Here is a 21,611-nt window from a genome sequence, read left to right as displayed (position 1 = left end):
GCTCAGGCCGGCCGTCAGTGCTGGCCCCGTCGGTTTTACAATCGATGGGAGCCCGGCTCGTTTATGCCCGCTATTTCACCTCGCGGCTCGGCTGCGCCGCTTGCGCCGTCGATTGGGTGATGCGCAGGCTGCTGACGGCCGCCGCCAGGGTGGCGAACACCCCAGCCAGGATCAGTGAAGCGTGGGTGCCGGATGTGGGGAACAGGTTGAACATCAGCGCCACCAGCGCAGCCCCCGAGGTTTGCCCCAGCAGGCGCGCGGTGCCCAGCATGCCGCTGGCGCCGCCGCTGCGGTTGCGCGGCGCGGCGGAGATGATGGTGTGGTTGTTGGGCGACTGGAACAGGCCGAAACCGGCGCCGCACAGTATCATGCGCCAGATGATGTCCATATTCGACGGCGTCGCCGGCAGCAACGCCAGAGAGAACAGTCCGAGCGCGAACACCGCCAGCCCAATGCAGCCCAGTAGGCCGGCGTGCACGCGCTCCACCAGCCGGCCGGCGATCGGCGCCATCACCACGATCGCCAGCGGCCACGGCGTCAGCAGCAGCCCGGTCGCCACCTCGTCGCGGCCCAATGCACTTTGCAGGAAGAACGGCAACGACACCATCGCCAGCATTTGCGCGGCGAACGAACAGATTGAGGTGCCCATCGACAGGGCGAAGATCGGGATGCGCAGCAGGTCGACGGGCAGCAGAGGGAATTCCTGGCGTAACTGACGGCGCACGAACACCGCGCCAATCGCCAGCAGCGCGGCGATCTCGCTGAAGATCAGCGTCAGGCTCTGGCCCTGGGCGAAGCCGCTGATGGCGGTGATCAGCAGGCCGAAGGTCAGCGCGTTCAGCACGGCGCTGGTGGGATCGAAACGGCGGTTATCGCTTTTTTGGCCGTTGGCCGGCAGGAATTTCATCCCCAGCAGCAGCGCGACGATGCCGATCGGCAGGTTGATGGCGAATAGCCATTGCCAGGATGCGACCGACAGGATCGCCGCCGCCACCGTCGGCCCGGCCGCCGAGGAGCAGGCGACGATCAGCGAGTTGATGCCCATGCCGCGGCCGAGAAAACGCTGCGGGTAGATGATGCGGATCAGCGCGGTGTTGACGCTCATGATAGCGGCGGCGCCAAAGCCTTGCAGCACGCGGGCGATGGTCAGCGTGAGCAGCGAGTCGGACAGGGCGCAGAACAGTGAGGTGATGCTGAACACCAGCAACCCGGCCTGGTAGATACGGCGGTAGCCGACCAGATCGCCGAGCGACGCCAGCGACAGCAGAGAGACGGTGATCGCCAACTGATAGGCGTTGACCACCCAAATGGAACTGGCCGGGCTGGCGTTGAGATCGCGAGCGATGGTGGGCAGCGCCACGTTGGCTATCGCGCCGTCGAGCACGGATACGGTAATGCCGAGGGCGATGGCGAGGATCGCCCCATAGCGTTGCGGGACGGGGAGGCCGTCGGAACAAGGACGCATGTTGGTCTCAGCGGTATTTATTCAGGGGAGTATTATCATGCTAATCATATTCGCCCGTGATTGCATGCCCCTTGTCCGCTTAATTGTAAACGGCGGTGAGCGGGCCAACGGTTATCCATTTGGCTTCAATTGCTTAGCGCTCAGCTGCGTTGCGCGCTGCGATCTGTTCCGATTATACTGAAACCCTTGTTTAAATTTCCTGAAACAAAACCGTTAAGTAGGGTATGCACCATGGCTAACGCAGATTCAGACAAGCAACCGGATGCCGTCTCATCCGTGATGAAAGTGTTCGGCATTTTGCAGGCGCTCGGCGATGAGCGCGAGATTGGCATTACCGAACTGTCCCAGCGGGTGATGATGTCTAAAAGCACTGTCTACCGTTTTCTGCAGACCATGAAAGCGCTGGGCTACGTTTCACAGGAGGGCGAGACGGAAAAGTATGCGCTGACGCTCAAGCTGTTCGAGCTGGGCGCCAAATCGTTGCAGAACGTCGATCTGATCCGCAGCGCCGACGTGCAGATGCGCGAATTGTCGAATCTTACCCGCGAGACCATCCACCTCGGCGCTCTGGACGAAGATGGCATCGTCTACATCCACAAGATCGACGCGATGTATAACCTGCGTATGTATTCGCGCATCGGTCGCCGCAACCCGCTGCACAGCACCGCCATCGGTAAAGTGCTGCTGGCCTGGCGCGAGCGGGATGAGGTGGCGCAGATCCTGTCGCAGATTGAGTTTACCCGCAGCACCGAACATACGTTGGCCAGCGCCGCCGAACTGTTGCCGGTGCTGGATCGGGTTCGAGCGCAGGGATACGGCGAAGATGCCGAAGAGCAAGAAGCGGGGATCCGCTGCATCGCGGTACCGGTCTTTGACAGGTTCGGGGTAGCGATCGCCGGGCTGAGCATCTCTTTCCCGACGCTGCGCTTTTCCGAAGCGGCGCGGGAGGAGTATGTGGCGTTGCTGCACGTCGCCGCCCGACGCATTTCCGAACAGCAGGGCTATCACGACTACCCGTTCTGACCCTTCGCTTCGAAGAACAAGGTGCCGCCATGGCAGCGCCTTGTTGCTATTTTGCGCCCGGCGTCAGCCGCTGAGCAATCCGCTCCAGTACTAACATCAGCAACAGCGTGGCCGCCACCAGGATCATGGTCAGCGTCGCGCCGTTGGCGATGCTGCCGCGATCGGTCAGGCTAAAAATGGTGACCGGCAGCGTCGCCCAACTCGGCGGGTAGATCATCATGGTCGCGCCCAGCTCCCCCATCGACAGCGACAGGCTGAGCGCGAAGGCGGAGATCATATAGGGGGCGATCATCGGCAGGGTGACGTGGCGCAGGCGAAACAGCGGCGACGCGCCCAGGCTGGCGGCGACGTTCTCGTAGTCGCCAGGTAGCCGGGTCAGCCCGGCCATCACGTTGCCGAAGGTAAAGGCGGAAATCAGCACGAAGTGAGCGGTGGGCACGATCAGGAAGGTGCCGTTCATCTGCAGCGGCCCCTGGCTGAACGCCACCAGCATCCCCAAACCGATAGAGACCGAAGGCACCGCGCTGGGAATGAAAAACAGCGTGCCCAGCAGCTGTCGGCCGCGTTCAGGCACGTGGCGCAGCGCCAGCGCCGCCCAGGTACCGCACAGCAGCGCGAACAGGCTGGCGCTGAAACCGATAGCCAGACTGGCGACCAGCGCGTCCCAGGAGGCGCCGCTGAACGCTTGGCGGAAGTGGTTGAGGGTGAAACCGTTCGGCAGCACGCCGTTCCACTGCTCACTGAGGCTGGACATCAGGATCACCGCCAGCGGCAGGCAGAAGAACAGGGCGAACAGCGTGATCGTCAACGTGCAGGTCAGGGTGCGTCCGGTGCGGGACCAAATCAACATTGTCAGTTCCTCAGCCCGGCGCGCGCCGCGGCGTAGCGGTAAAGGGAGAACAGCCCGAGCGACAGCGCGATATTCACGACGGCGATCGTGCAGGCGACGGCGTAATCCGACTCCAGAATCGCTTTGGAGTAGACCATCATCGGCAGCGTGGTGACGCCCTTGGCGCCGATAAACAGCACGATGCCGAACTCATTGGTGGTCAACAACAGGCACAGGCTGCCGCCGGCCAGCAAGGCCGGCAGCGCGGCCGGCAAAATCACCTGGCGCACCACGCGCCCCGGCCGGGCGCCGAGGATGCTGGCGGCCTCGAGCTGGCTGCGATCGATCTGCGACAATGCCGCCATCAGCGGGCGCATCACCAGCGGCGTAAACACGGTGATTTCCGCCAGGATCACCCCCCAGATGGAGTAAAGAAAGTCTACCGGCGGCAGGGTGAAACCGAAGGTCGCCATCAGCGTGCCGTTCAGCAGGCCGGCGGAGCCGTAGATAAAGGTGAAGGCCAGCGTGATCAGGAAGGTCGGCATGGCGATAAAGGTATCGATCACCCGGGCGATCGGTCGGCTGCCGGGGAACGGCGTGAACACCAGCAGCAGCGACAGCAGGGTGCCGAGCACCAGGCAGCCCAGCGTCGCCAGCAGCGCAATCTGCAGCGTGTTGAGCAGGGCGCCGACAAAGCGTCGGGATTCGAACACCTGCTGCAGCGCGTCGGCGCTGAATAGCCCCTGATCGTCGGTAAATGCCTGTTTGACGATCAGCGCCAACGGGTAGAAAAACAGCGTCGCCAGCACCAGCAGCGGCAGCAGGATCCACAGGCGGCGCGGGAAACGCAGCCGCAGGGCCGGGCGAATAAGCGTAGAGTCGATCATGTCAGTCCTCGATCAGTACCGCATCGTCGGGGGCGAAATAGAGCGGCACGCGTTCGCCGATCTGCGGCATCCGGCTGCGATGGGTGGTGACCACGCGCAGAGGATGGCCTTGAACGTCGAACTGCAGGTGCGTCAGTTCTCCCTGCCAGTGAATATCGCGCAGCGTGCCGATGAGGTTGTTGCTGCGCTGGGCGTCGGCATCGAGCGCAATATGCTGCGGCCGGATGCACAGCAGCTTGTCGAAGCCGCGTTGTGCGCCGTAGGTGAAACAGCCGATCACTTTGCCGGCGCAGCTGACGGTGGTCATGCCTTGCCCGGTAGTGGTCTCCAGCGCGGTGGCCGGCAGCAGGTTGGCGCGGCCGAGGAACTCGGCGGCGAAGCGGTTCGTGGGATGATGGTAAAGCGCGCGGGTCTCGCCGTGGGCGATCAGGTGGCCGTCGCGCATGATGCCGATCTTGTCCGCCAGCGTCAGCGCTTCGCCCTGATCGTGGGTGACGTACAGGATGGTCAGCTCTGGGAGCTCGCGGTGCAGGCGGGCGATCTCTTCCACCATGCTGTGGCGAATTTGCGCGTCCAACGCCGACAGCGGCTCATCCAGTAACAGCACTTTGGGGCGCACCGCGATGGCGCGAGCGATTGCCACCCGCTGCTGCTGGCCGCCGGAAAGCTGGCTGGGATAGCGCTTGGCGTAGGCGGACATGCCGACGATGGCCAGCGCTTCTTCGACGCGCTCGGCGGTGAGGCCGCGCGGCTTGCCTTGCGCGCGCAGGCCGAACGCCACATTGTCTTCGACGCGCATATGCGGAAACAGCGCGTAGTTCTGTACCACCATGCCCAGGCCGCGCTCATAAGGCGGCACGTCGGTGACATCGACGTCACCGATGGCAATACGCCCGGCGGACGGCTGCACGAATCCGGCAATGGCCCGCAGCACGGTGGTTTTGCCCGAGCCTGAGGGGCCGATCAGCGCCAGCACTTCGCCGGGGGCGATGGTGAGCGTCAGGGGTTTCAGCACCTCGGTGCCGCGATACGACACGCTGACGCGGTCGAGCTGAATGCCCGACGGCCCGGCGATGTCCTGGCTGCGATCCCGCGCCTCGGCGCGGGAAGAGAGGGTAGAAGGCATCGTCAGCGTCATTCGGTCACCTGGTGCCAGCGGGAGATATCGGCGGACAGGCTGCTCACCACCTGATTCCAGTCCGGCGCCCAGATGTCCACGCCTTTCAGCGCCGCCTGCGACTGCTTGAAGTTATCGTCGGTCGGGGTGACGTCCTTACGCACCGGCATACCGTAGGAAATGGCGCTGACGCTGCTTTGCGCTTCTTTGCTCAGCAGGAAGTCGATCAGCTTTTTGCCGTTGGCGCTTTGCGGCGCGCCTTGCACCAGGCCGACATAGTAAGGCAGCACCAGCGTGCTACGCTTGCCGTCCGGCCCGGCCGGCCAGAACACCTTCACGTTCGGGTTGCTGCGCATCTGCGCCAGGTTCATCTGCAGATCGCCGTTGGCCACCAGCAGCTCCCCTTTATTGACCAGCGCGGTCAGCTTGCCGGTGGAGGCCGAAGGGCCGACGTTGTTGCTTTGCAGCTTGCCGAGGTAGTCGAAACCGGCGTCTTTGCTGCCGAAGCTGTGGAACGTCTGCAGCATCACCGCGGTACCGTCACCCGCCTGGCCCGGCGTGGAGTACTGCAGCTTGTTGCGGAACTGCGCGTCCAGCAGCTGTTGGTAGCTGGCGGGCGCCTGCGGCAGCAGTTTGGCGTTATAGATGAAGCTCAGGTAGTTGTTCACCAGCGGCACGAACTGCGGCTGGGCGTTGGCGATCTGCGCCGCATCCTGCGGGGTGAAGTCCTGCAGCAGTTTTTCCGCGGCGGCGCGCTGGATGAACGGTGGCAGCGTCACCAGCACGTCGGCCTGCGGGTTGCTGCGCTCTTTCGACAGCCGCTCGACGATGGCGCCGGAACCGCCTTCGACGTACTGCACCTTGACCCCGGTTGCCTGAGTGAAGGCGTCAAACTGGGTTTGATACCAGCTGTGATCGCCGTCGTGCAGGCCATCGGCGGAGTAGACGGTCACCACCGCATCGGCGGCCCAGGCCGGCGCGGAGCCGAGTGCGATGGCGGTCATCAGGACCAGACGAGAATGTTTCATAGCTTCAGCCTCACTGTTGCGGGTTAATGCGAAACTGGTATACACCAGATATGCGGCCAAGCTAATCGGCGAATATGACAAAAAAATGAAAGCGGCAAAATATATTTACCGGCAACGGGGATTGGGCGTGGGAGAGAAAAGGGGGCGGCAGGCGCAGCCCCGATATTCAGGAGATTAAAGCGTATCGACCTCGATGCGCAGGCTGTCGTGGCGCCAGTATTCGATATCGAAATCGAGAATGCGGCCGTGCTGATCGTAATTCAAGCGGCGCAGCAATAAGGCGGGCAGGCCGACCATGGCGCCGAGCGCGTTAGCGGCGCGGTAAGGCAGGGCGGTCGGGTAGAACGACAGGTGCATGTTGCTGTAAATCAAATCGTAATGCTGCTGATAAACCTCGGTCAAGCTGCCGTTGAGATCGTGGCGGAGCAGTTCCGGCACCCGCTGCGGCAGGCAGTGGTTCTCGCAATAGCAGATGGCGCGGCCGTCGGCATAGCGAACGCGGCGCAGCAGATACACCTGATCGAACGGCTCGAGCGCCAGCGGCTGCATCACGTCGAGCGGCACCGTGGTTTTTTCGCCGGACAGCAGCGCGGTACGCGGCGTGCGCCCTTGCTCCTGGCAGAGGCGGTGGAAGTTGGTGTTCTGCGTCGGATCCAGCCACAGCCGTTCCGGCGTGACGAACCAGCCGCGGCGATCGGCGCGGTAGATGGCGCCGGTGGCTTCCAGCTGCGCCAGGCTCTCGCGAATGGTAACGCGGGTGGTGGAGAAGATGGCGCACAGCTCGCGCTCCGAAGGCAGCTTGTCGCCCGCCTGCAGCGCGCCGCGGGTGATGCGCGCCTGAAGCTGATCCTTGATCTGCAGGTAGTGGGGCATATCGCCCTGATGTTCTTTCATTTCATCTCGCTATGGCATCGGCCTGGCATTCCGGCCCGCTTATTATACATAGCCAGATGAATTTTTTGTTTCACCGCGCTTTGTCGTTTGACCGGGGAAGGAATTTGCCGCCACAATGCCTGCAATCTGGTATAGACCAAATAGGTGAATGACATGTCCGATCGTAACTACCTGCTGTTGACCCCCGGTCCGCTGACCACATCGAAAACGGTGAAAGAGGCGATGCTGTATGACAGCTGCACCTGGGATGAAGATTACAACCTGGGCGTGGTGCAGCGCATCCGCCAACGGTTGGTGGCGCTGGCGACGCCGTCCGCCGGTTACACCTCGGTGCTGCTGCAGGGCAGCGGCAGTTTTGCGGTGGAAGGCGTGTTGGGCACGGTCATCGGCCCGCAGGACAAGCTGCTGATCGTCAACAACGGCGCCTATGGGGCGCGAATGATCGAAATGGCGCGGCTGATGGATATTGACCACCACGCTTTCGACTGCGGCGAGGTCAATGAGCCGGACGTGGCGGCGATGGAGGCGGTGCTGAAAAGCGATGCGCGCATCAGCCATATCGCCATGGTGCACTGTGAAACCACCACCGGCATGCTCAACCCGCTGCAGAAGGTCGCCGGTCTGGCGGCGCGCAACGGTAAAACCTTTATCGTTGACGCCATGAGCAGCTTCGGCGGCATTCCGTTGGATGTGGACGCGCTGGGCATCGATTTTCTGATCAGCTCCGCCAACAAATGCATTCAGGGCGTGCCGGGCTTCGCTTTCGTCATCGCCCGCCGCAGCGAGCTGGAGAAATGCGCCGGCCGTTCGCGCTCGCTGTCGCTGGATCTGTATGCCCAGTGGCGCTGTATGGAAGACCAGGCCGGCAAATGGCGCTTTACGTCGCCGACCCACACCGTGCTGGCCTTCGCGCAGGCGCTGAAAGAGCTGGAACACGAGGGCGGTATTGCCGCGCGCCACCACCGCTATCAGACCAATCAGCGTCGGCTGGTGGCGGGCATGCGTGAACTGGGCTTTGAGACCCTGCTGGACGATGCGCTGCACTCGCCGATCATCACCGCGTTCTATTCGCCGAAGGCCGACACTTACCGCTTCGCCGAGTTTTATCAGCGCCTGAAGCAGCAAGGCTTCGTGATTTATCCCGGCAAAGTGTCGCAGAGCGACTGTTTCCGCATCGGCAACATCGGGGAAATTTATCCGCAGGATATCGAACGTTTGCTGGCGGCCGTCGGGCAGGCGATGTACTGGAATCAATAAGGATTGACCATGAAACAGATCAACGCAGTGATCCTCGACTGGGCCGGCACCACGGTGGACTTCGGCTCCTTTGCGCCAACGCAGATTTTTGTCGAGGCGTTCAAGCAAACCTTCGATATCGACATCAGCCTGGCGGAGGCGCGCATTCCGATGGGGCTCGGCAAATGGCAGCACATCGAGGCGCTGGGCAAACTGCCGGCGGTTGACGCGCGCTGGCGGCAGAAGCTGGGCCGCTCGATGAGCCACCAGGATATCGACGCGCTGTATCAGGCGTTTATGCCGCTGCAAATCGCCAAAGTGATCGACTTTGCCGATCCCATCGAGGGCGTGCCGCAGGTGATTGCCGGGCTGCGCGAACAGGGCATAAAAATCGGTTCCTGCTCCGGTTATCCGCGCGCGGTGATGGAGGTGCTGGCGCCGGCCGCCGCGCAGCGCGGCTATGCGCCGGATTATTGGGTCGCCACCGACGATCTTGCGGCCGGCGGCCGACCGGGGCCGTGGATGGCGTTGCAGAACGTCATCGCGCTGGGCATCGATGCGGTGGCGCACTGCGTGAAGGTCGATGACGCGGTGCCGGGCATTGCCGAAGGGCTGAACGCCGGGATGTGGAGCGTCGGGCTGGCGCTGTCCGGCAACGAGTTCGGCGCTACCTGGTCGGAGTACCGTCAAATGGCGGCAGGGGAAATAGAGCAGCGCCGCACGGCGGCCGCCGATAAGCTGTACGCGGCGGGCGCGCATTATGTGATAGACACGCTGGCGCAATTACCGGATGTGATCGCCGATATCAACCGGCGGCTGGCGAACGGCGAGCGGCCGTAACGACCGAACGCGGGGCATAAAAAAACCGGGGATAATCCCCGGTTTTTTCGATCTGAGAGGGCGTTAGCTGTGAGCCAATTCGACTTCGTCTTCGCTGTCCATCACGGCTTTGTCGGTTTGCTTCATCAGCTGGCTGGTGATGGTGCCTGCCGCCATGGAGCCGTTGACGTTTAGCGCGGTACGGCCCATGTCGATCAGTGGTTCGACCGAGATCAGCAGCGCGACCAGCGTCACCGGCAGGCCCATCGCCGGCAGTACGATCAGCGCGGCGAAGGTGGCGCCGCCGCCCACGCCCGCCACACCGGCGGAGCTGAGGGTGACGATGCCAACCAGGGTGGCGATCCACACCGGATCCAGCGGGTTGATGCCGACGGTCGGCGCAACCATCACCGCCAGCATCGCCGGGTAGAGACCCGCACAGCCGTTCTGGCCGATGGTGGCGCCGAACGACGCCGAGAAGCTGGCGATGGATTCCGGCACGCCCAGACGACGGGTCTGCGCTTCCACGTTCAATGGAATGCTGGCGGCGCTGGAGCGGCTGGTGAAGGCGAAGGTGATCACCGGCCACACCTTGCGGAAGAACTTCATCGGGTTAACGCCGGTGAAGGCCAGCAGCACAGCGTGCACCACGAACATGATGGCCAGGCCGATGTACGAGGCCACCACGAAGCTGCCGAGCTTGACGATGTCGTGAATGTTGGAACCGGCGACCACTTTGGTCATCAGCGCCAGCACGCCGTACGGCGTCAGCTTCATGACCAGACGCACCAGCTTCATCACCCAGGCCTGCAGGGTGTCGATAGCCACCAGCACGCGCTCGCCTTTCGGCTTGTCGTCTTTCAGCAGCTGCAGCGACGCCACGCCGAGGAAGGTGGCGAAAATCACCACGCTAATGATCGACGTCGGGCTGGCGCCGGTCAGATCGGCGAACGGGTTTTTCGGGATGAACGACAGCACCATCTGCGGCACGGTCAGATCGGCCAGTTTACCCACGTAGTTGGTCTGGATCGCCGTCAGGCGCGCGCTTTCCTGTGCGCCCTGCACCAGGCCTTCGGCGGTCAGGCCGAACAGGTTGGTGACCAGCACGCCCACCAGCGCCGAGATCAGCGTAGTGAACAGCAGCGTGCCGATAGTCAGGACGCTGATTTTGCCTAGAGAAGAGGCGTTATGCAGTTTGGCGACCGCGCTCAGGATTGAGGCGAACACCAGCGGCATGACGATCATTTGCAGCAGTTGCACATAGCCGTTGCCGACGATGTTGAACCAGCTGATGGATTCTTTCAGTACCGGGTTGTCGGCGCCGTACACCAGCTGCAGGCCCAGACCGAATACTACGCCGACCACCAGGCCGACCAGCACTTTTTTCGCCAGGCTCCATTGCTTGTGGCGGGTTTGCGCCAGCAGCAAAAGAAGCGCGACAAACACCAGCACGTTAATCACGAGCGGAAGATTCATCCCCAATGTCTCCAATAATCTTTCTTATAAAAACGACTACGCATCACGTATGTCGCGATGTAAATATCGTAACAGTTTGCTGAGTGGCCTACTTATATCCAAATGGAATTTGATATAGCTTTTTGTGTGTTTTTGTTTGTTTTATATACATCAAGATGATGGATTGGGCGTATTTTTGTGATCAGAGTCTGATATTTCTGATTTGCTCGACATAGGATTGCACCGGCAGGGTGAAATCGCCTTGCCAGCAGATGGCAAACGCCACCAGGCACAGACACAGTACGCGCTCCAGCTGGTTGCCTTTTTGCGAGTTGAGCAGGGGCAGGCGAAAACGCCAGCGGCACGGCCACAGCAGCGGCACGCCGGCGGGCGTGAGCATGTCGGCCAGCAGATGGCTGAAGTAACCGATGATCATGGCGTGCAGCGCGTCGGCCGGGATCGGCCAGCTACGCGGCACGTCCAGCTGAAACAGCGCCATGCCGCCGGCGATCGCCAGCAGGCTGTGGGTGAAACCGCGGTGGCCGAAGGCGCGGGCGATGGGCAGGGCGATCCAGCGCAGGCGCTGGCCCAGTACCGACTTGGGGTGATCGATGTCCGGCAGCAGCGAGGTGAGCAGCGCGGCGGGTATGATGTGCCACCAGTCGCCGGTAGCCAGCTCTGGCGTCACTTCCGCCTTCTTGGCGAAGATCGCGCAAGCGACAGAGAAAATGAGATGTCCTTCCGCGGTCATGCTGTTGCGATTCCGGCTGGTAAACTGTTAATTTATCCAGTATATGGGAAAATTCCCAGTAGTGGAAGCAGTTACCCTGTAACCAATTGTTTATTTTTCCCTGTTTTACAACGGCTTGTTACGGTGCTGCGTAACAAATCATCGATTTTGACTGGCGAGAACAAAAAGCGGGCGATGGGCGATGCATGAAGATGAGAAAAAAGACGGTGGCTTGGCGTGTGGCGGGAGGAAGCGGCGGCCTTGAACCGCGCTGCGTGGCAGTGACAACGCGCCGCGGGCCGTCGCTTTCCCTGCCACCCAGCATAATAACAACAGCATGCCGATTCAATAATAATGAAACGATGTTTCGTTTGTTTTGCGGCACGGATCCCTTTTATGGCGCAGAGCGGAAAGCCAGGGCGCCGATGGCCGGCGCCGCAGGTCAGGCAAAGTGGGCGGGAGTGAGCTGTTCCAGGGTCTCCAGCTTGTGGTCCGCCAGCGCCCAGCGCGGATCGTGACGGTATTCGGCCGCCGGGATGACGATGGAACGCATGCGTGCGGCCTTGGTGGCGATCATGCCGTTAAAGGAGTCTTCCAGCGTGATGCAGCGCAGCGGATCGCTGCCCAGGCGCTCGGCGGCGATCAGGTAGACCTCAGGGTGTGGTTTGCTGTACGGCAGGTATTCGGCGGAAACCAGCTGATCGAAGTAACCTTCAAGATCGAACATCTTCAGCACCTGCTGTTGCATGTGCAGCGGCGAGGCGGAGGCGAGGCCAATGTTCAGCCCCTGGCTGCGGCACAGCTCCAGCGCCTGCTGAACGCCCGGCAGCAGCGGGCGCGTCTCGTGCACCAGCTCGATGGCGCGCTCGATAATCCGCGCCGACACCTCATCGAGCGAAACCCCTTGCCACGGCATCGCCTGGTACCACATCTTCACCACCAGATCGATGCGCAACCCCAACGTGTCCGGCAGCTTGTGACGGTCAGACAGATCCAAACCCAGCGCGCCGAAGATATCCAGCTCGGCCTGCAGCCACAGCGGTTCCGAGTCGATCAACAAGCCGTCCATATCAAAAATTGCGGTTTCAATGCGTTGCGAATAAGCCATTAACGGTTAACTCCTGCCGGCGCGGGTGAATGTGCCCGACACTTTATCATCGCCGGTGACGAGACTAAAACCTTTGCCTGCGCGTTTGGCTTTTGCCAAAACGAAGGATATTCCACGCCTCGCGCAATTTTAGCCACCAGCGCTGATGTTGACGCTCGGTGACCTGTTGCAACATGCGTGCGTAGTCCAGCACCAAACCCGGCGTCCAGGTCATGCTTTCGCCGCGGCTGCGCAGTACCGCCAGCATCCACAGATTGGGATCCAGCACCAGCAACAGAAAGCGGCGCCACAGGTGTTTATCGCCCAGTACGCCTTCCAACGCGCTGTCGAGCGCGCCGATGACCGTGGTGGAACAGTTGCGTCGGGTCAGATTGTAGGTGGCGTCTTGCCGATAACGCAGCCAGAATGCGCGCAGCGCCGCCGGGTTATAGCGGTAGAATTGAATTTTCTTGTCCGGTGGGCACCAGGCGGCGATCTCACCCGGCAGGTCGGGCAGGAAACGCCCGTCGACGTTGTTCTGCTCGCCGGCATGCAACAACTGGCGGAAATCCTGAACGGAATGGCTGATGTCGTTGAGCGGGTAGTGACTGATATACACATCCGGCGCGAGCGCCAGGGCGGCATGACCGGTGGAGATATTGCCGCCGCCGTCGACCGCCGCGATGTATCGGTCGACGATGTAACGCCGGCGCGGATCTTTAGCCGCACCAATCGGTGTCCAGACGTACACCGTGAGTGGCGCAGTCTCATCCTCCGGGTGCGGTGGCTGCCGCGCGGGGTGCTGATTCAGAGAGAAGCTTGTCAGTCTCCGGGCGATACGCAATAAGGCCCAGCCGGAAAGCACCATCATCACGCCGAGGCAAAAGGGCACCGTCATCCGATGCGGCGCCGGCCAGCCGACAAAAATCATCAACGAAAGCAGGATCTCGCCGCCGCCCGCTAGCGCCACGCCTTTCCATCGACTGTGTTGAATCACCGTGGAGGAGGCGATGCGCACGGCGCCGTCAAGCAGCAGCGCGCTGCCAAACACCACGGTGGCGACGATGTTATCGTCTGCGGGCACGTCCAGCATTAAAAAGGCGATAAACACGAAACCCAATCCCTTCAGCAACACCGGCCTGCTGGCCGAAGAGCCGATCACCAGCGCAGCGGATATCGCCACCAGCCCCTCCAGCGCCAGGATGACCGCCAGCGCATCCAGCGCCAGCACCGACCGGCCATCCTGCAGTATGTCGAACAACATCAGTGCCCCTGCGGCTATCCACAGCCAACCGAACAGCACCAGCAGGCGGCGCTGGCCGTGCAGCGCCTGGGCGCCCAGCAATAAGATAATCAGTCGAATCATGGCGGCCTCTGTCCGAATGGATAACGTTACCCCTTCAATGATAGTGTGCCGGCGCCGTTAAGTTTTTGATTTCGACGAATTCGGCTAAGCTTGTAGCACAGAGGGAGTGAAGAAAACGGTGGGCGAGTTTCGCCAACAGCAGGTAGACTTAGCCGATTCGGTTACGTCGCTAACAAGGGGAACACATGACGTATCAACAGGCCGGGCGTCTCGCCATTTTGAAACGCATTCTCGGATGGGTGGTTTTTATCCCGGCGTTGCTGTCGACGCTGATTTCCGTGCTGGGTTTTATCTATCAGCACAGTGAAAAAACCAAGGGCATCAACGCGGTGATGCTGGATTTCGTTCACGTGATGGTGGACATGGTGCGTTTCAACACGCCGTTCCTGAACCTTTTCTGGTACAACTCACCGGTGCCTGACGTGGATAAAAGCCTGTTCAGCGGCGCCAATCTGATGTTCATCATCATCTATATTCTGATCTTCGTCGGGCTGGCGCTGCAGGCCTCCGGCGCGCGCATGTCGCGTCAGGTCAAATTCATCCGCGAAGGGTTGGAAGACCAGATGATACTGGAGCAGGCCAAGGGCAGCGAAGGGCACACGCGCCAACAGCTTGAGGAGCGCATTACGCTGCCGCACCACACCATCTTCCTGCAGTACTTCCCGCTGTACATCCTGCCGATCGTGATTGCGGTGATCGCCTGGTTCGTGATCCGCCTGTTGGGGCAGTTGGCCGGCGCGGCCTGAACCATGAACGGGGCGCCGCTCGGCGCCCCGGAACGTTATGACGCTTCGGGCTGCAGCAGCGCCTCCACCGCGCGTTGGGCAGCCACCAAATGCTGGCCGCCGAACAGATTGCTGCGGTTGAGCAGGTAGTACAGCTGATACAGCGGCTGGCGTTCGATAAATCCGGCCCCCAGCGGCCACACGCTCTGATAGCCGTCGTAGATCTGCGGCGGCAGCTCCGGATACAGCGGCAGCATCGCCAAATCGCACTCTCTGTCGCCCCAGTAGCTGGCCGGATCGAACAGTATCGGCCCGTTGGCGGTCATCGCGCAGTTGCCCGGCCACAGGTTGCCGTGCAGCAGGGAAGGCTGCGGCTGGTGGTGCTGCAAGCGCAGATACACCCGATCGACGATGTCGTCGATGTCGCCGAAGGTCATGCCTTTTTCCGCCGCCAGCTGCAGCTGCCAGCCGATGCGCTGCTCGGCGAAGAATTCCGACCAGCGGCGCTGCCAGGCGTTGGGTTGCGGGGTAGTGGTCAGATCGCTGTCGAAGTCGAGACCGAACTGCGGTTGCTCGCTCCACTGATGCAGGTGCGCCAACTGCTGGCCCAGACAGTAGGCGCCGTGGGCGTCGAGGGGTTTCAACTGCTGATACTCCAGCAGCAGGAAGCTGTAGTCGCGATCGCTGCCGACGCCATACACTTCCGGTACCCGCACGCTTTTGCTGCGCGCCAGCAACGCCAGCTGATCGGCCTCGGCGGTGAATATCGGCAGTTGTTCACGGGCGTCGCATTTCACGAACACCTCGTTGTCACCGTAACTCACGCGCCACGCCGGGTGAATGTCGCCCCCGGGCAGTTCAATCCTTTCGCGTATCTCTGCGCTGCCAAGATGTTCACTTAACAGACGGCTAACGGCTTGCCACATGGTATTTCCCCCTCTGTGCTGCCTGATAATTCATTAGGTTAGCGTCTTTCCCGTGGTGAAAACACGACGCGGCGCACAGCCGGCGTCAAAGGTGGCGATTTTTTCAGCGCCTCGCCAGCTCAAAGTATATACCCTATTGATTAATTTAAGCGCAATACCGATTGCAACTTGATGACAACGGATAAGCCAGCGGAGGAATAGGATGCGGCGGGGAACACCGCCGCATCAGAGGGGCGTTTAACTGCCCATCGGGGCGTTTTGGTTACCCTGTAACGGGCGCAGCTTGCTGTACAACAAGGCGACAACGAACAGCACGGCCTGCACGATGACGATACAGGGCCCGGTGGCGCCGTCGATGTGGAAGCTGATCAGGGTGCCGAGCACGCAAGAGAACACCGACACCACCGTTGCCACCATCAGCATGCGATCAAACCGGCGGCACAGCATAAAGGCGATGATGCCGGGGGCGATCAGCATGGCGATCACCAGGATCACCCCCACGGCCTGCAGCGAGGCGACGATGGTCATCGCCAGCAGGCAAAGCAGCCCGTAGTGCAGCAGCTTGACCGGCAGGCCAATCACCCGGGCGTGGTGCGGGTCGAAACAGTACAGCATGAAGTCTTTGCGCTTGAGCAACACCACCGCCAGGGTGATGCCGGCAATCAGCAGGGTTTGCTTCAGCTCGCCGTCGGTGATGCCCAGCATGTTGCCGAACAGAATGTGGCTTAGGTGTTGGTCGGTGTCGATGCGCGAGAACAGCACCAGGCCGAAGGCGAACATGCCGGAAAAGACGATGCCCATCACCGTGTCTTCTTTCACCCGGCTGTTCTCTTTCAGGTAGCCGGTGGCTACCGCGCAAAAGATGCCGGAGAGGAAGGCGCCGATCGCCAGCGGGATGCCGACCACGAACGCCACCACGATGCCGGGCAGCACCGCGTGCGAGATGGCGTCGCCCATCAGCGACCAGCCTTTGAGCACCAGATAGCAGGAGAGCACGGCGCACACTACGCCGGTGACGATGGCGGCGACGATCGCCCGCTGCATGAACGGGTAGGCGAAGGGTTCGCTGAGCAGTTGATACAGGGTGTCCATCAGCGGCCTCCGGTTTGCGAATGCGCCACACGGCGCCGGGACGCCAGCAGGCCGTGTTTCGGCGCGAAGAAGAACGCCGCCAGGAACACCAGCGTTTGCAGGGTGACGATCACCCCGCCGGTGGCACCGTCGAGGAAGAAACTCAGGTAGGCGCCGATGCCGCTGGTCAATGCGCCGATGATGATGGCGATGATCACCAGCCGGCTGAAGCGGTCGGTCAGCAGATAGGCGGTGGCGCCCGGCGTGATCACCATGGCGATCACCAAAATGGCGCCGACGGTTTGCAGCGCGGCGACGGTGCAGGCGCTGAGCAGGGTGAAGAACAGGATCTTCAGCTTCAGCGGCGACAGGCCGATCGATACCGCGTGGCTTTCGTCGAAGAACACCGCCAGCAGGTCTTTCCACACCAGACACAGGATCAGCAGCGAAACGCCGATGATGATTTCCACCTGCAGCACGTCTTCGTCGGCGATGCCGAGGATATTGCCGAAGATGATCGACTGTACGTTGACCGAGGTGGGGTTGAGCGACACGATCAGCAGGCCGACGGCGAAGAAGGTGGAGAAGATGAAGCCGATGATGGCGTCTTCGCGCAGGCGGGTGATGTGGCGCACCAGCGTCATCGCCAGCGCCGCCAGCATGCCGGTAAAGAAGGCGCCGGCGGCGTAGGGCAGGCCGAGGGCGTAGGCGCCGGCCACGCCGGGCACCACCGAGTGCGACAGCGCATCGCCCATCAACGACCATCCTTTCAGCATCAGATAGGCGGACAGGAACGCGCAGGCGGCGCCGACGATGGCGCTGACCCAGATGGCTTTCACCATGTAGTTATAACTGAAAGGTTGCAGCAGAAGGTCCAGCATCAGGATTGTTTCTCCCTGGCCTGGCTGTTGGCCGGCGGATCGCTCTTGGTGTGGCCGTAGAACACCGCCGGGCGCTCATCGTCGGTCAATACCGTAACGGTGCGCGGATCGTTGTCGTCGTGCAGATCCGGGCCTGAGAGGTTGATATGGCGCAGCACGCCGCCGAATGCCTGCTCCAGGTTGCTCTGCGTGAAGGTGGTTTCGGTTGGGCCGGCGGCCAGCACCGTGCGGTTGATGAGGATCACCCGATCGCAAAACTCCGGCACGCTGCCGAGGTTGTGGGTGGAGACCAGGATCAGATGCCCCTCGTCGCGCAATGCGCGCAGCAGCTCGATAATGGCATTCTCGGTTTTCACATCCACGCCGGTGAACGGTTCATCCAGCAGCAGCACCGTGCCCTGTTGCGCCAGCGCGCGCGCCAGAAACACGCGCTTTTTCTGGCCGCCGGACAGCTCGCCGATCTGCCGACCGCGCAGCTCGCTGAGGCCGACCCGCTCCAGCGCCTTGTCAACCCGCAACCGGTCCTCTCGCGACGGAATGCGCAGGAAATTCATCTTGCCGTAGCGGCCCATCATCACCACGTCTTCCACCAGCACCGGGAAGTTCCAGTCGACGTCCTCGGTCTGCGGCACGTAGGCGATCAGGTTCTTTTTCAGCGCGTCCGCTACCGGTTTGTCGCTGAGCGACACCCGGCCGCTGGTGGGCCTGACCAGGCCCATGATGCTTTTGAACAACGTCGATTTACCGCTGCCGTTGACGCCGACCAGTGCGCAGATCGAACCGCCGCTCAGGGTAAAGCTGGCGTTGTGAATGGCGGTGTGTCCGTTGTTGTAGGTCACGGTGACGTCGTCCACGTTCAATTCAGGGCGGACAAACGGTTCATGGGTCATTGATCGAATCCTTTGGCGATGGTTTGCACGGTGGTGTTAAGCAGGTCGATATAGGTCGGCACCGGGCCGTCGCGGGTGGACAGCGAATCCACGTAGAGCACTCCGCCATATTTGGCGCCGGTTTCTTTCGCTACCTGCTTGGCCGGCTTGTCGGAAATGGTGCTTTCGCTGAACACCACCGGAATATGGTGGGCGCGCACCGCGTCGATTACCCGGCGCACCTGCTGCGGCGAACCTTGCTCATCGGCGTTGATCGGCCACAGGTAGACTTCTTTCAGCTGATAGTCCTGCGCCAGGTAGCTGAAAGCGCCTTCGCTGGTCACCAGCCAACGCTGTGCGGTCGGAATGCGCGCCAGGCGTTCGCGCAGTGGGGCGTCCAGTGCGCCGATTTTCTCTGCGTAGGCTTTGGCGTTGCGGTTATAGGTTTCCGCATGTGCCGGATCGTGCTCCACCAGGGCTTTGCGAATGTTCTCGATGTACACCAGCGCGTTGCTTGGCGACATCCAGGCATGCGGGTTCGGGTTGCCGTTATACGGCCCTTCGCGGATCGGCAGCGGGGTGATGCCTTCGGTCACGACCGCCGCCGGCACCTGTTTGATGTTTTCGAAGAAGCGCTGGAACCAGCGTTCCAGGTTCATGCCGTTCCACAGGATCAGGTCGGCGTGCTGCGCTTTGACGATGTCGCGCGGGGTCGGTTGATAGTCGTGGATCTCGGCACCCGGCTTGGTGATGGATTCCACCACGGCGGCGTCACCGGCCACGTTCTGGGCAATGTCCTGAATGATGGTAAAGGTTGTCACCACGCGCAGCTTTTTTTCCGCCAGCGCGTTTTGACTGACCAAGGCGGCGCCGAGCAGCAGGCAGGCGAGCGTAAAAGGGCGTAACAGTGCGGCAGCGCGGGAAGGGCGACTGCGACGAAAAGCGCAACTTATCAATGGCATGATGACGTCTCCTGGTTCAAATGAAAATGATTATCAATATCAATTGAAGCGAAGTCAAGCGTCACTTGCCCACCGCCGGCGGGGTATTTCTCCAACTGAAAAAATAATACCGTCCGGGGAGTTATAGCATTTTATGTATCAGTATGTAACCGCTGAAGGTAGTCCTCACAGGTGCATATCGTCACCTCCGGCTGTTTTCCCAATGCCAACTGCCCGAACCCCTGCGCCAGGCGCAGTACATCCTCTTGATCCAGCACGGTTATGAACGCGAAACTGTTGCTGCCGAGCTCATGGTGAACGCCATTTTCGTCTGTCACCGACGTGACAAAACCTTCGCGCGTCAATTGCCCGGTCAGCTTCGCCAGGTCGGTTAATCCCGCTTCCTGATAGCGAAAAGTCACCACAAAGCAGTTTGTTGCAGATTGACTCATAAATCACCTCTTGGTATATGGATAGCTTGAGATTAGCCCAAAAAATTACTGCAGGTGTCCTTACAAGTTGTATATGCTACGCAACTCATTGAAAGGAGTGAGGGATTCTGTGAAAACAAAAATAGGTTGCCTTACGGCAATTTTGCTTTTGTCGGGGTGCGCCAAAGACCCGCAAACGGCAAGCAATATTTCAGGCAGTGGCACAACGCGCGGCGGTTGGTTAAAACCCCCTCCGCAGGCACCGGTAAACCGCACAGGCACCCCGGTTGCTTATAACGATTACATTCGTCAGGCCGCCAGCAACTACGGCGTTGACGAAACGCTGATTAAAGCGATTATTCAGGTGGAGTCCGGGTTTAACCCGAACGTGGTCAGCACCTCGAACGCAGTGGGATTGATGCAGCTTAAGGCTTCTACCGCCGGCCGCGACGCCTATCGCATGAAAGGACGAAACGGGCAACCCAGCTCGCGTGAGCTGAAAGATCCGGCGGTCAATATTGATCTGGGAACGGCCTATATCAATATTCTTCAAAGCCAGCAGCTAGCCGGGATCAACAACCCTCAGACTCTGCGTTATGCCACCATCGTTTCGTACGTGAACGGGGCGGGTGCCATGTTACGCACCTTCTCCTCGGACAAGCGTGTGGCGGTGAATCGCATCAATCAGATGAGTCCGGACGAGTTTTATCAGCACATCCAGAAAAAGCACCCGGCACCGCAGGCGCCGCGCTATTTGTGGAAGGTGACCACCGCCTACCAGGCGATGTCGCAGTAACCCTCTCTTTTGTCGAATCGGCCGCTGAACGCGGCCGATTTTGTTTATGGCGCCGCTTAAGAGCACGACGCACCTCTCATTTTTCGTTATTTCCTCACCGGTTATCAGAAAAACCGCACAAAAAGTTAAATTTACGTTAGCAGATAAATCTTTACGTTCATTCAATAAGTTACCGGTAACATTTTTGCATTTGCTCGCATTCTGACCTTCAATAAATAGACAAATAAGTAACAAATTATTTTAAAAACCCGTATCGACCGCAAGGTTGCGGTTAAATAGTTGTGACTATCTTTGGATGGAATGTGACATGTCGAATCATAAAACCAACAATTCGCGGCGCGATTTCTTGTTGAAATCGATGACCTTAATTCCTGCGGCGGTAATTGGTGGCAGTGGCGTTGGCGCGCTGACGGCACCGGCACCAGCGGTCGCGGCCCCGAACACTTCAACGCAGAACGATTACCAACCGACCTTTTTCACCCCGGAAGAGTGGGCCTTCATCAGGGCCGCCGTCGCGCGCCTGATCCCGGCCGACGAACGCGGCCCTGGCGCACTGGAAGCCGGCGTACCGGAGTTTATCGATCGCCAGATGAATACCCCATACGCCACCGGCTCCATCTGGTACATGCAGGGGCCATTCAACCCCGATGTGCCGAAGGAGATGGGTTATCAGCTGCCGCTGGTGCCCAAGCAAATCTACAACCTCGGCATCAGTGACGCCGACGCCTACAGCAAGAAAACCGCCGGCAAGCCCTTCGCCGAACTGGATGGCGCACAGCAAGACGCCATGCTGCAAAAGTTCGAGTCCGGCGAGGCGGAGTTCCAGCAGCTGCCGTCGAAACTGTTCTTCTCCTATCTGTTGCAAAACACCCGCGAAGGTTTCTTCAGCGATCCTATCCATGGCGGCAACAAAGACATGGTGGGCTGGAAGCTGATTAATTTTCCGGGCGCGCGCGCCGATTTTATGGACTGGGTTGAGCGAGGGGAGCGTTATCCCTTCCCGCCCGTCTCGATTCGTGGGGAGAGGGGCTGATC

The 21,611-nt window shown here is 60.7% G+C and carries 22 protein-coding genes; 6 read left to right on the top strand and 16 right to left on the bottom strand.

The window, feature by feature from the left end:
- Window positions 1-70 precede the first annotated feature (70 nt).
- Entirely contained in the window at window positions 71-1,465 is a 1,395-nt protein-coding gene (locus BVU99_RS17615) for an MFS transporter (protein ID WP_043143351.1), read from the bottom strand.
- A gap of 231 nt (window positions 1,466-1,696) precedes the next feature.
- Between BVU99_RS17615 and kdgR the strand changes: the two genes are divergently transcribed.
- A complete protein-coding gene (kdgR, locus tag BVU99_RS17610) occupies window positions 1,697-2,488 on the top strand; it encodes a DNA-binding transcriptional regulator KdgR (protein ID WP_025302591.1) in 792 nt (263 codons plus the stop codon).
- Between the two features lie 46 nt (window positions 2,489-2,534).
- Here kdgR and BVU99_RS17605 read toward each other — a convergent pair whose 3' ends face one another.
- The 5 genes from BVU99_RS17605 to phnR all read right to left on the bottom strand — a co-directional run bounded on the left by BVU99_RS17605 (window position 2,535) and on the right by phnR (window position 7,243).
- Window positions 2,535-3,338, bottom strand: a complete 804-nt coding sequence (locus tag BVU99_RS17605) for an ABC transporter permease (protein WP_099817352.1) — start codon at window positions 3,336-3,338, stop codon at window positions 2,535-2,537.
- Window positions 3,339-3,340: 2 nt separating this feature from the next.
- Window positions 3,341-4,204 (bottom strand): 2-aminoethylphosphonate ABC transporter permease subunit, encoded by an 864-nt coding sequence (gene phnU, locus BVU99_RS17600; RefSeq protein ID WP_025302593.1) that lies wholly within the window; start codon window positions 4,202-4,204, stop codon window positions 3,341-3,343.
- Window position 4,205: 1 nt separating this feature from the next.
- A complete protein-coding gene (gene phnT / locus BVU99_RS17595; protein WP_210403914.1) occupies window positions 4,206-5,330 on the bottom strand; it encodes a 2-aminoethylphosphonate ABC transport system ATP-binding subunit PhnT in 1,125 nt (374 codons plus the stop codon).
- 8 nt (window positions 5,331-5,338) lie between these two features.
- Window positions 5,339-6,349: a 2-aminoethylphosphonate ABC transporter substrate-binding protein gene (locus tag BVU99_RS17590; RefSeq protein ID WP_099817354.1), complete on the bottom strand. Its 1,011-nt coding sequence runs from the start codon at window positions 6,347-6,349 to the stop codon at window positions 5,339-5,341.
- Window positions 6,350-6,523: 174 nt separating this feature from the next.
- The gene (gene phnR, locus BVU99_RS17585; protein ID WP_033633223.1) at window positions 6,524-7,243 is read right to left on the bottom strand and encodes a phosphonate utilization transcriptional regulator PhnR; all 720 of its coding nucleotides are present in this window, start codon (window positions 7,241-7,243) and stop codon (window positions 6,524-6,526) included.
- 153 nt (window positions 7,244-7,396) lie between these two features.
- Between phnR and phnW the strand changes: the two genes are divergently transcribed.
- A complete protein-coding gene (gene phnW / locus BVU99_RS17580) occupies window positions 7,397-8,500 on the top strand; it encodes a 2-aminoethylphosphonate--pyruvate transaminase (RefSeq protein WP_025302596.1) in 1,104 nt (367 codons plus the stop codon).
- Window positions 8,501-8,509: 9 nt separating this feature from the next.
- The gene (gene phnX / locus BVU99_RS17575) at window positions 8,510-9,319 is read left to right on the top strand and encodes a phosphonoacetaldehyde hydrolase (RefSeq protein ID WP_025302597.1); all 810 of its coding nucleotides are present in this window, start codon (window positions 8,510-8,512) and stop codon (window positions 9,317-9,319) included.
- A 63-nt stretch (window positions 9,320-9,382) separates the two neighbouring features.
- Here the strand turns inward: phnX and BVU99_RS17570 are convergent, their stop codons facing one another.
- The 4 genes from BVU99_RS17570 to BVU99_RS17555 form a co-directional block, all read right to left on the bottom strand.
- A complete protein-coding gene (locus BVU99_RS17570; protein WP_025302598.1) occupies window positions 9,383-10,774 on the bottom strand; it encodes an L-cystine transporter in 1,392 nt (463 codons plus the stop codon).
- A 181-nt stretch (window positions 10,775-10,955) separates the two neighbouring features.
- Window positions 10,956-11,504 (bottom strand): metal-dependent hydrolase, encoded by a 549-nt coding sequence (locus BVU99_RS17565; RefSeq protein ID WP_004931456.1) that lies wholly within the window; start codon window positions 11,502-11,504, stop codon window positions 10,956-10,958.
- A gap of 421 nt (window positions 11,505-11,925) precedes the next feature.
- Window positions 11,926-12,591 (bottom strand): hexitol phosphatase HxpB, encoded by a 666-nt coding sequence (hxpB, locus tag BVU99_RS17560; protein WP_043143363.1) that lies wholly within the window; start codon window positions 12,589-12,591, stop codon window positions 11,926-11,928.
- Between the two features lie 64 nt (window positions 12,592-12,655).
- Window positions 12,656-13,936: a protease gene (locus BVU99_RS17555; RefSeq protein ID WP_099817355.1), complete on the bottom strand. Its 1,281-nt coding sequence runs from the start codon at window positions 13,934-13,936 to the stop codon at window positions 12,656-12,658.
- A gap of 185 nt (window positions 13,937-14,121) precedes the next feature.
- On the opposite strand from BVU99_RS17555, the gene BVU99_RS17550 reads away from it, so the two are divergent.
- Entirely contained in the window at window positions 14,122-14,682 is a 561-nt protein-coding gene (locus BVU99_RS17550; protein WP_025302601.1) for a YniB family protein, read from the top strand.
- 35 nt (window positions 14,683-14,717) lie between these two features.
- Here BVU99_RS17550 and BVU99_RS17545 read toward each other — a convergent pair whose 3' ends face one another.
- From BVU99_RS17545 to ghoS, 6 genes are all read right to left on the bottom strand, one after another.
- Complete coding sequence (locus tag BVU99_RS17545) at window positions 14,718-15,587, bottom strand: fructosamine kinase family protein (RefSeq protein ID WP_033642864.1); 870 nt, start codon at window positions 15,585-15,587, stop codon at window positions 14,718-14,720.
- Window positions 15,588-15,824: 237 nt separating this feature from the next.
- Window positions 15,825-16,679, bottom strand: a complete 855-nt coding sequence (locus BVU99_RS17540) for a metal ABC transporter permease (RefSeq protein WP_025302603.1) — start codon at window positions 16,677-16,679, stop codon at window positions 15,825-15,827.
- Window positions 16,679-17,539 carry an iron/manganese ABC transporter permease subunit YfeC gene (gene yfeC, locus BVU99_RS17535; RefSeq protein WP_015377686.1) on the bottom strand — a complete coding sequence of 287 codons (861 nt, stop codon included), beginning with the start codon at window positions 17,537-17,539 and terminating at the stop codon, window positions 16,679-16,681. The genes BVU99_RS17540 and yfeC overlap by 1 nt, the downstream gene beginning before the upstream one ends.
- Window positions 17,539-18,429, bottom strand: coding sequence for a manganese/iron ABC transporter ATP-binding protein (locus BVU99_RS17530; protein ID WP_043143367.1), 891 nt, complete (start codon window positions 18,427-18,429; stop codon window positions 17,539-17,541). Before BVU99_RS17530 ends, yfeC begins: the two co-directional genes overlap by 1 nt.
- Window positions 18,426-19,370 carry a metal ABC transporter substrate-binding protein gene (locus BVU99_RS17525; protein WP_099817356.1) on the bottom strand — a complete coding sequence of 315 codons (945 nt, stop codon included), beginning with the start codon at window positions 19,368-19,370 and terminating at the stop codon, window positions 18,426-18,428. The genes BVU99_RS17530 and BVU99_RS17525 overlap by 4 nt, the downstream gene beginning before the upstream one ends.
- 131 nt (window positions 19,371-19,501) lie before the next feature.
- Window positions 19,502-19,801 (bottom strand): type V toxin-antitoxin system endoribonuclease antitoxin GhoS, encoded by a 300-nt coding sequence (gene ghoS / locus BVU99_RS17520; protein WP_099817357.1) that lies wholly within the window; start codon window positions 19,799-19,801, stop codon window positions 19,502-19,504.
- A 109-nt stretch (window positions 19,802-19,910) separates the two neighbouring features.
- Here ghoS and BVU99_RS17515 point away from each other — a divergent pair, with 109 nt between their 5' ends.
- Together BVU99_RS17515 and BVU99_RS17510 are read left to right on the top strand one after the other, a co-directional pair.
- The gene (locus BVU99_RS17515) at window positions 19,911-20,576 is read left to right on the top strand and encodes a transglycosylase SLT domain-containing protein (protein ID WP_025302607.1); all 666 of its coding nucleotides are present in this window, start codon (window positions 19,911-19,913) and stop codon (window positions 20,574-20,576) included.
- A gap of 307 nt (window positions 20,577-20,883) precedes the next feature.
- Entirely contained in the window at window positions 20,884-21,609 is a 726-nt protein-coding gene (locus BVU99_RS17510) for a gluconate 2-dehydrogenase subunit 3 family protein (RefSeq protein ID WP_025302608.1), read from the top strand.
- The last annotated feature ends 2 nt before the right edge of the window (window positions 21,610-21,611 follow it).

The organism is Serratia sp. OLAL2, assembly GCF_002752475.1.
Classification (GTDB): domain Bacteria; phylum Pseudomonadota; class Gammaproteobacteria; order Enterobacterales; family Enterobacteriaceae; genus Serratia; species Serratia bockelmannii.
Note: the sequence above shows the minus strand (reverse complement) of the source record. Positions and strands in the feature narration are given on the sequence as shown.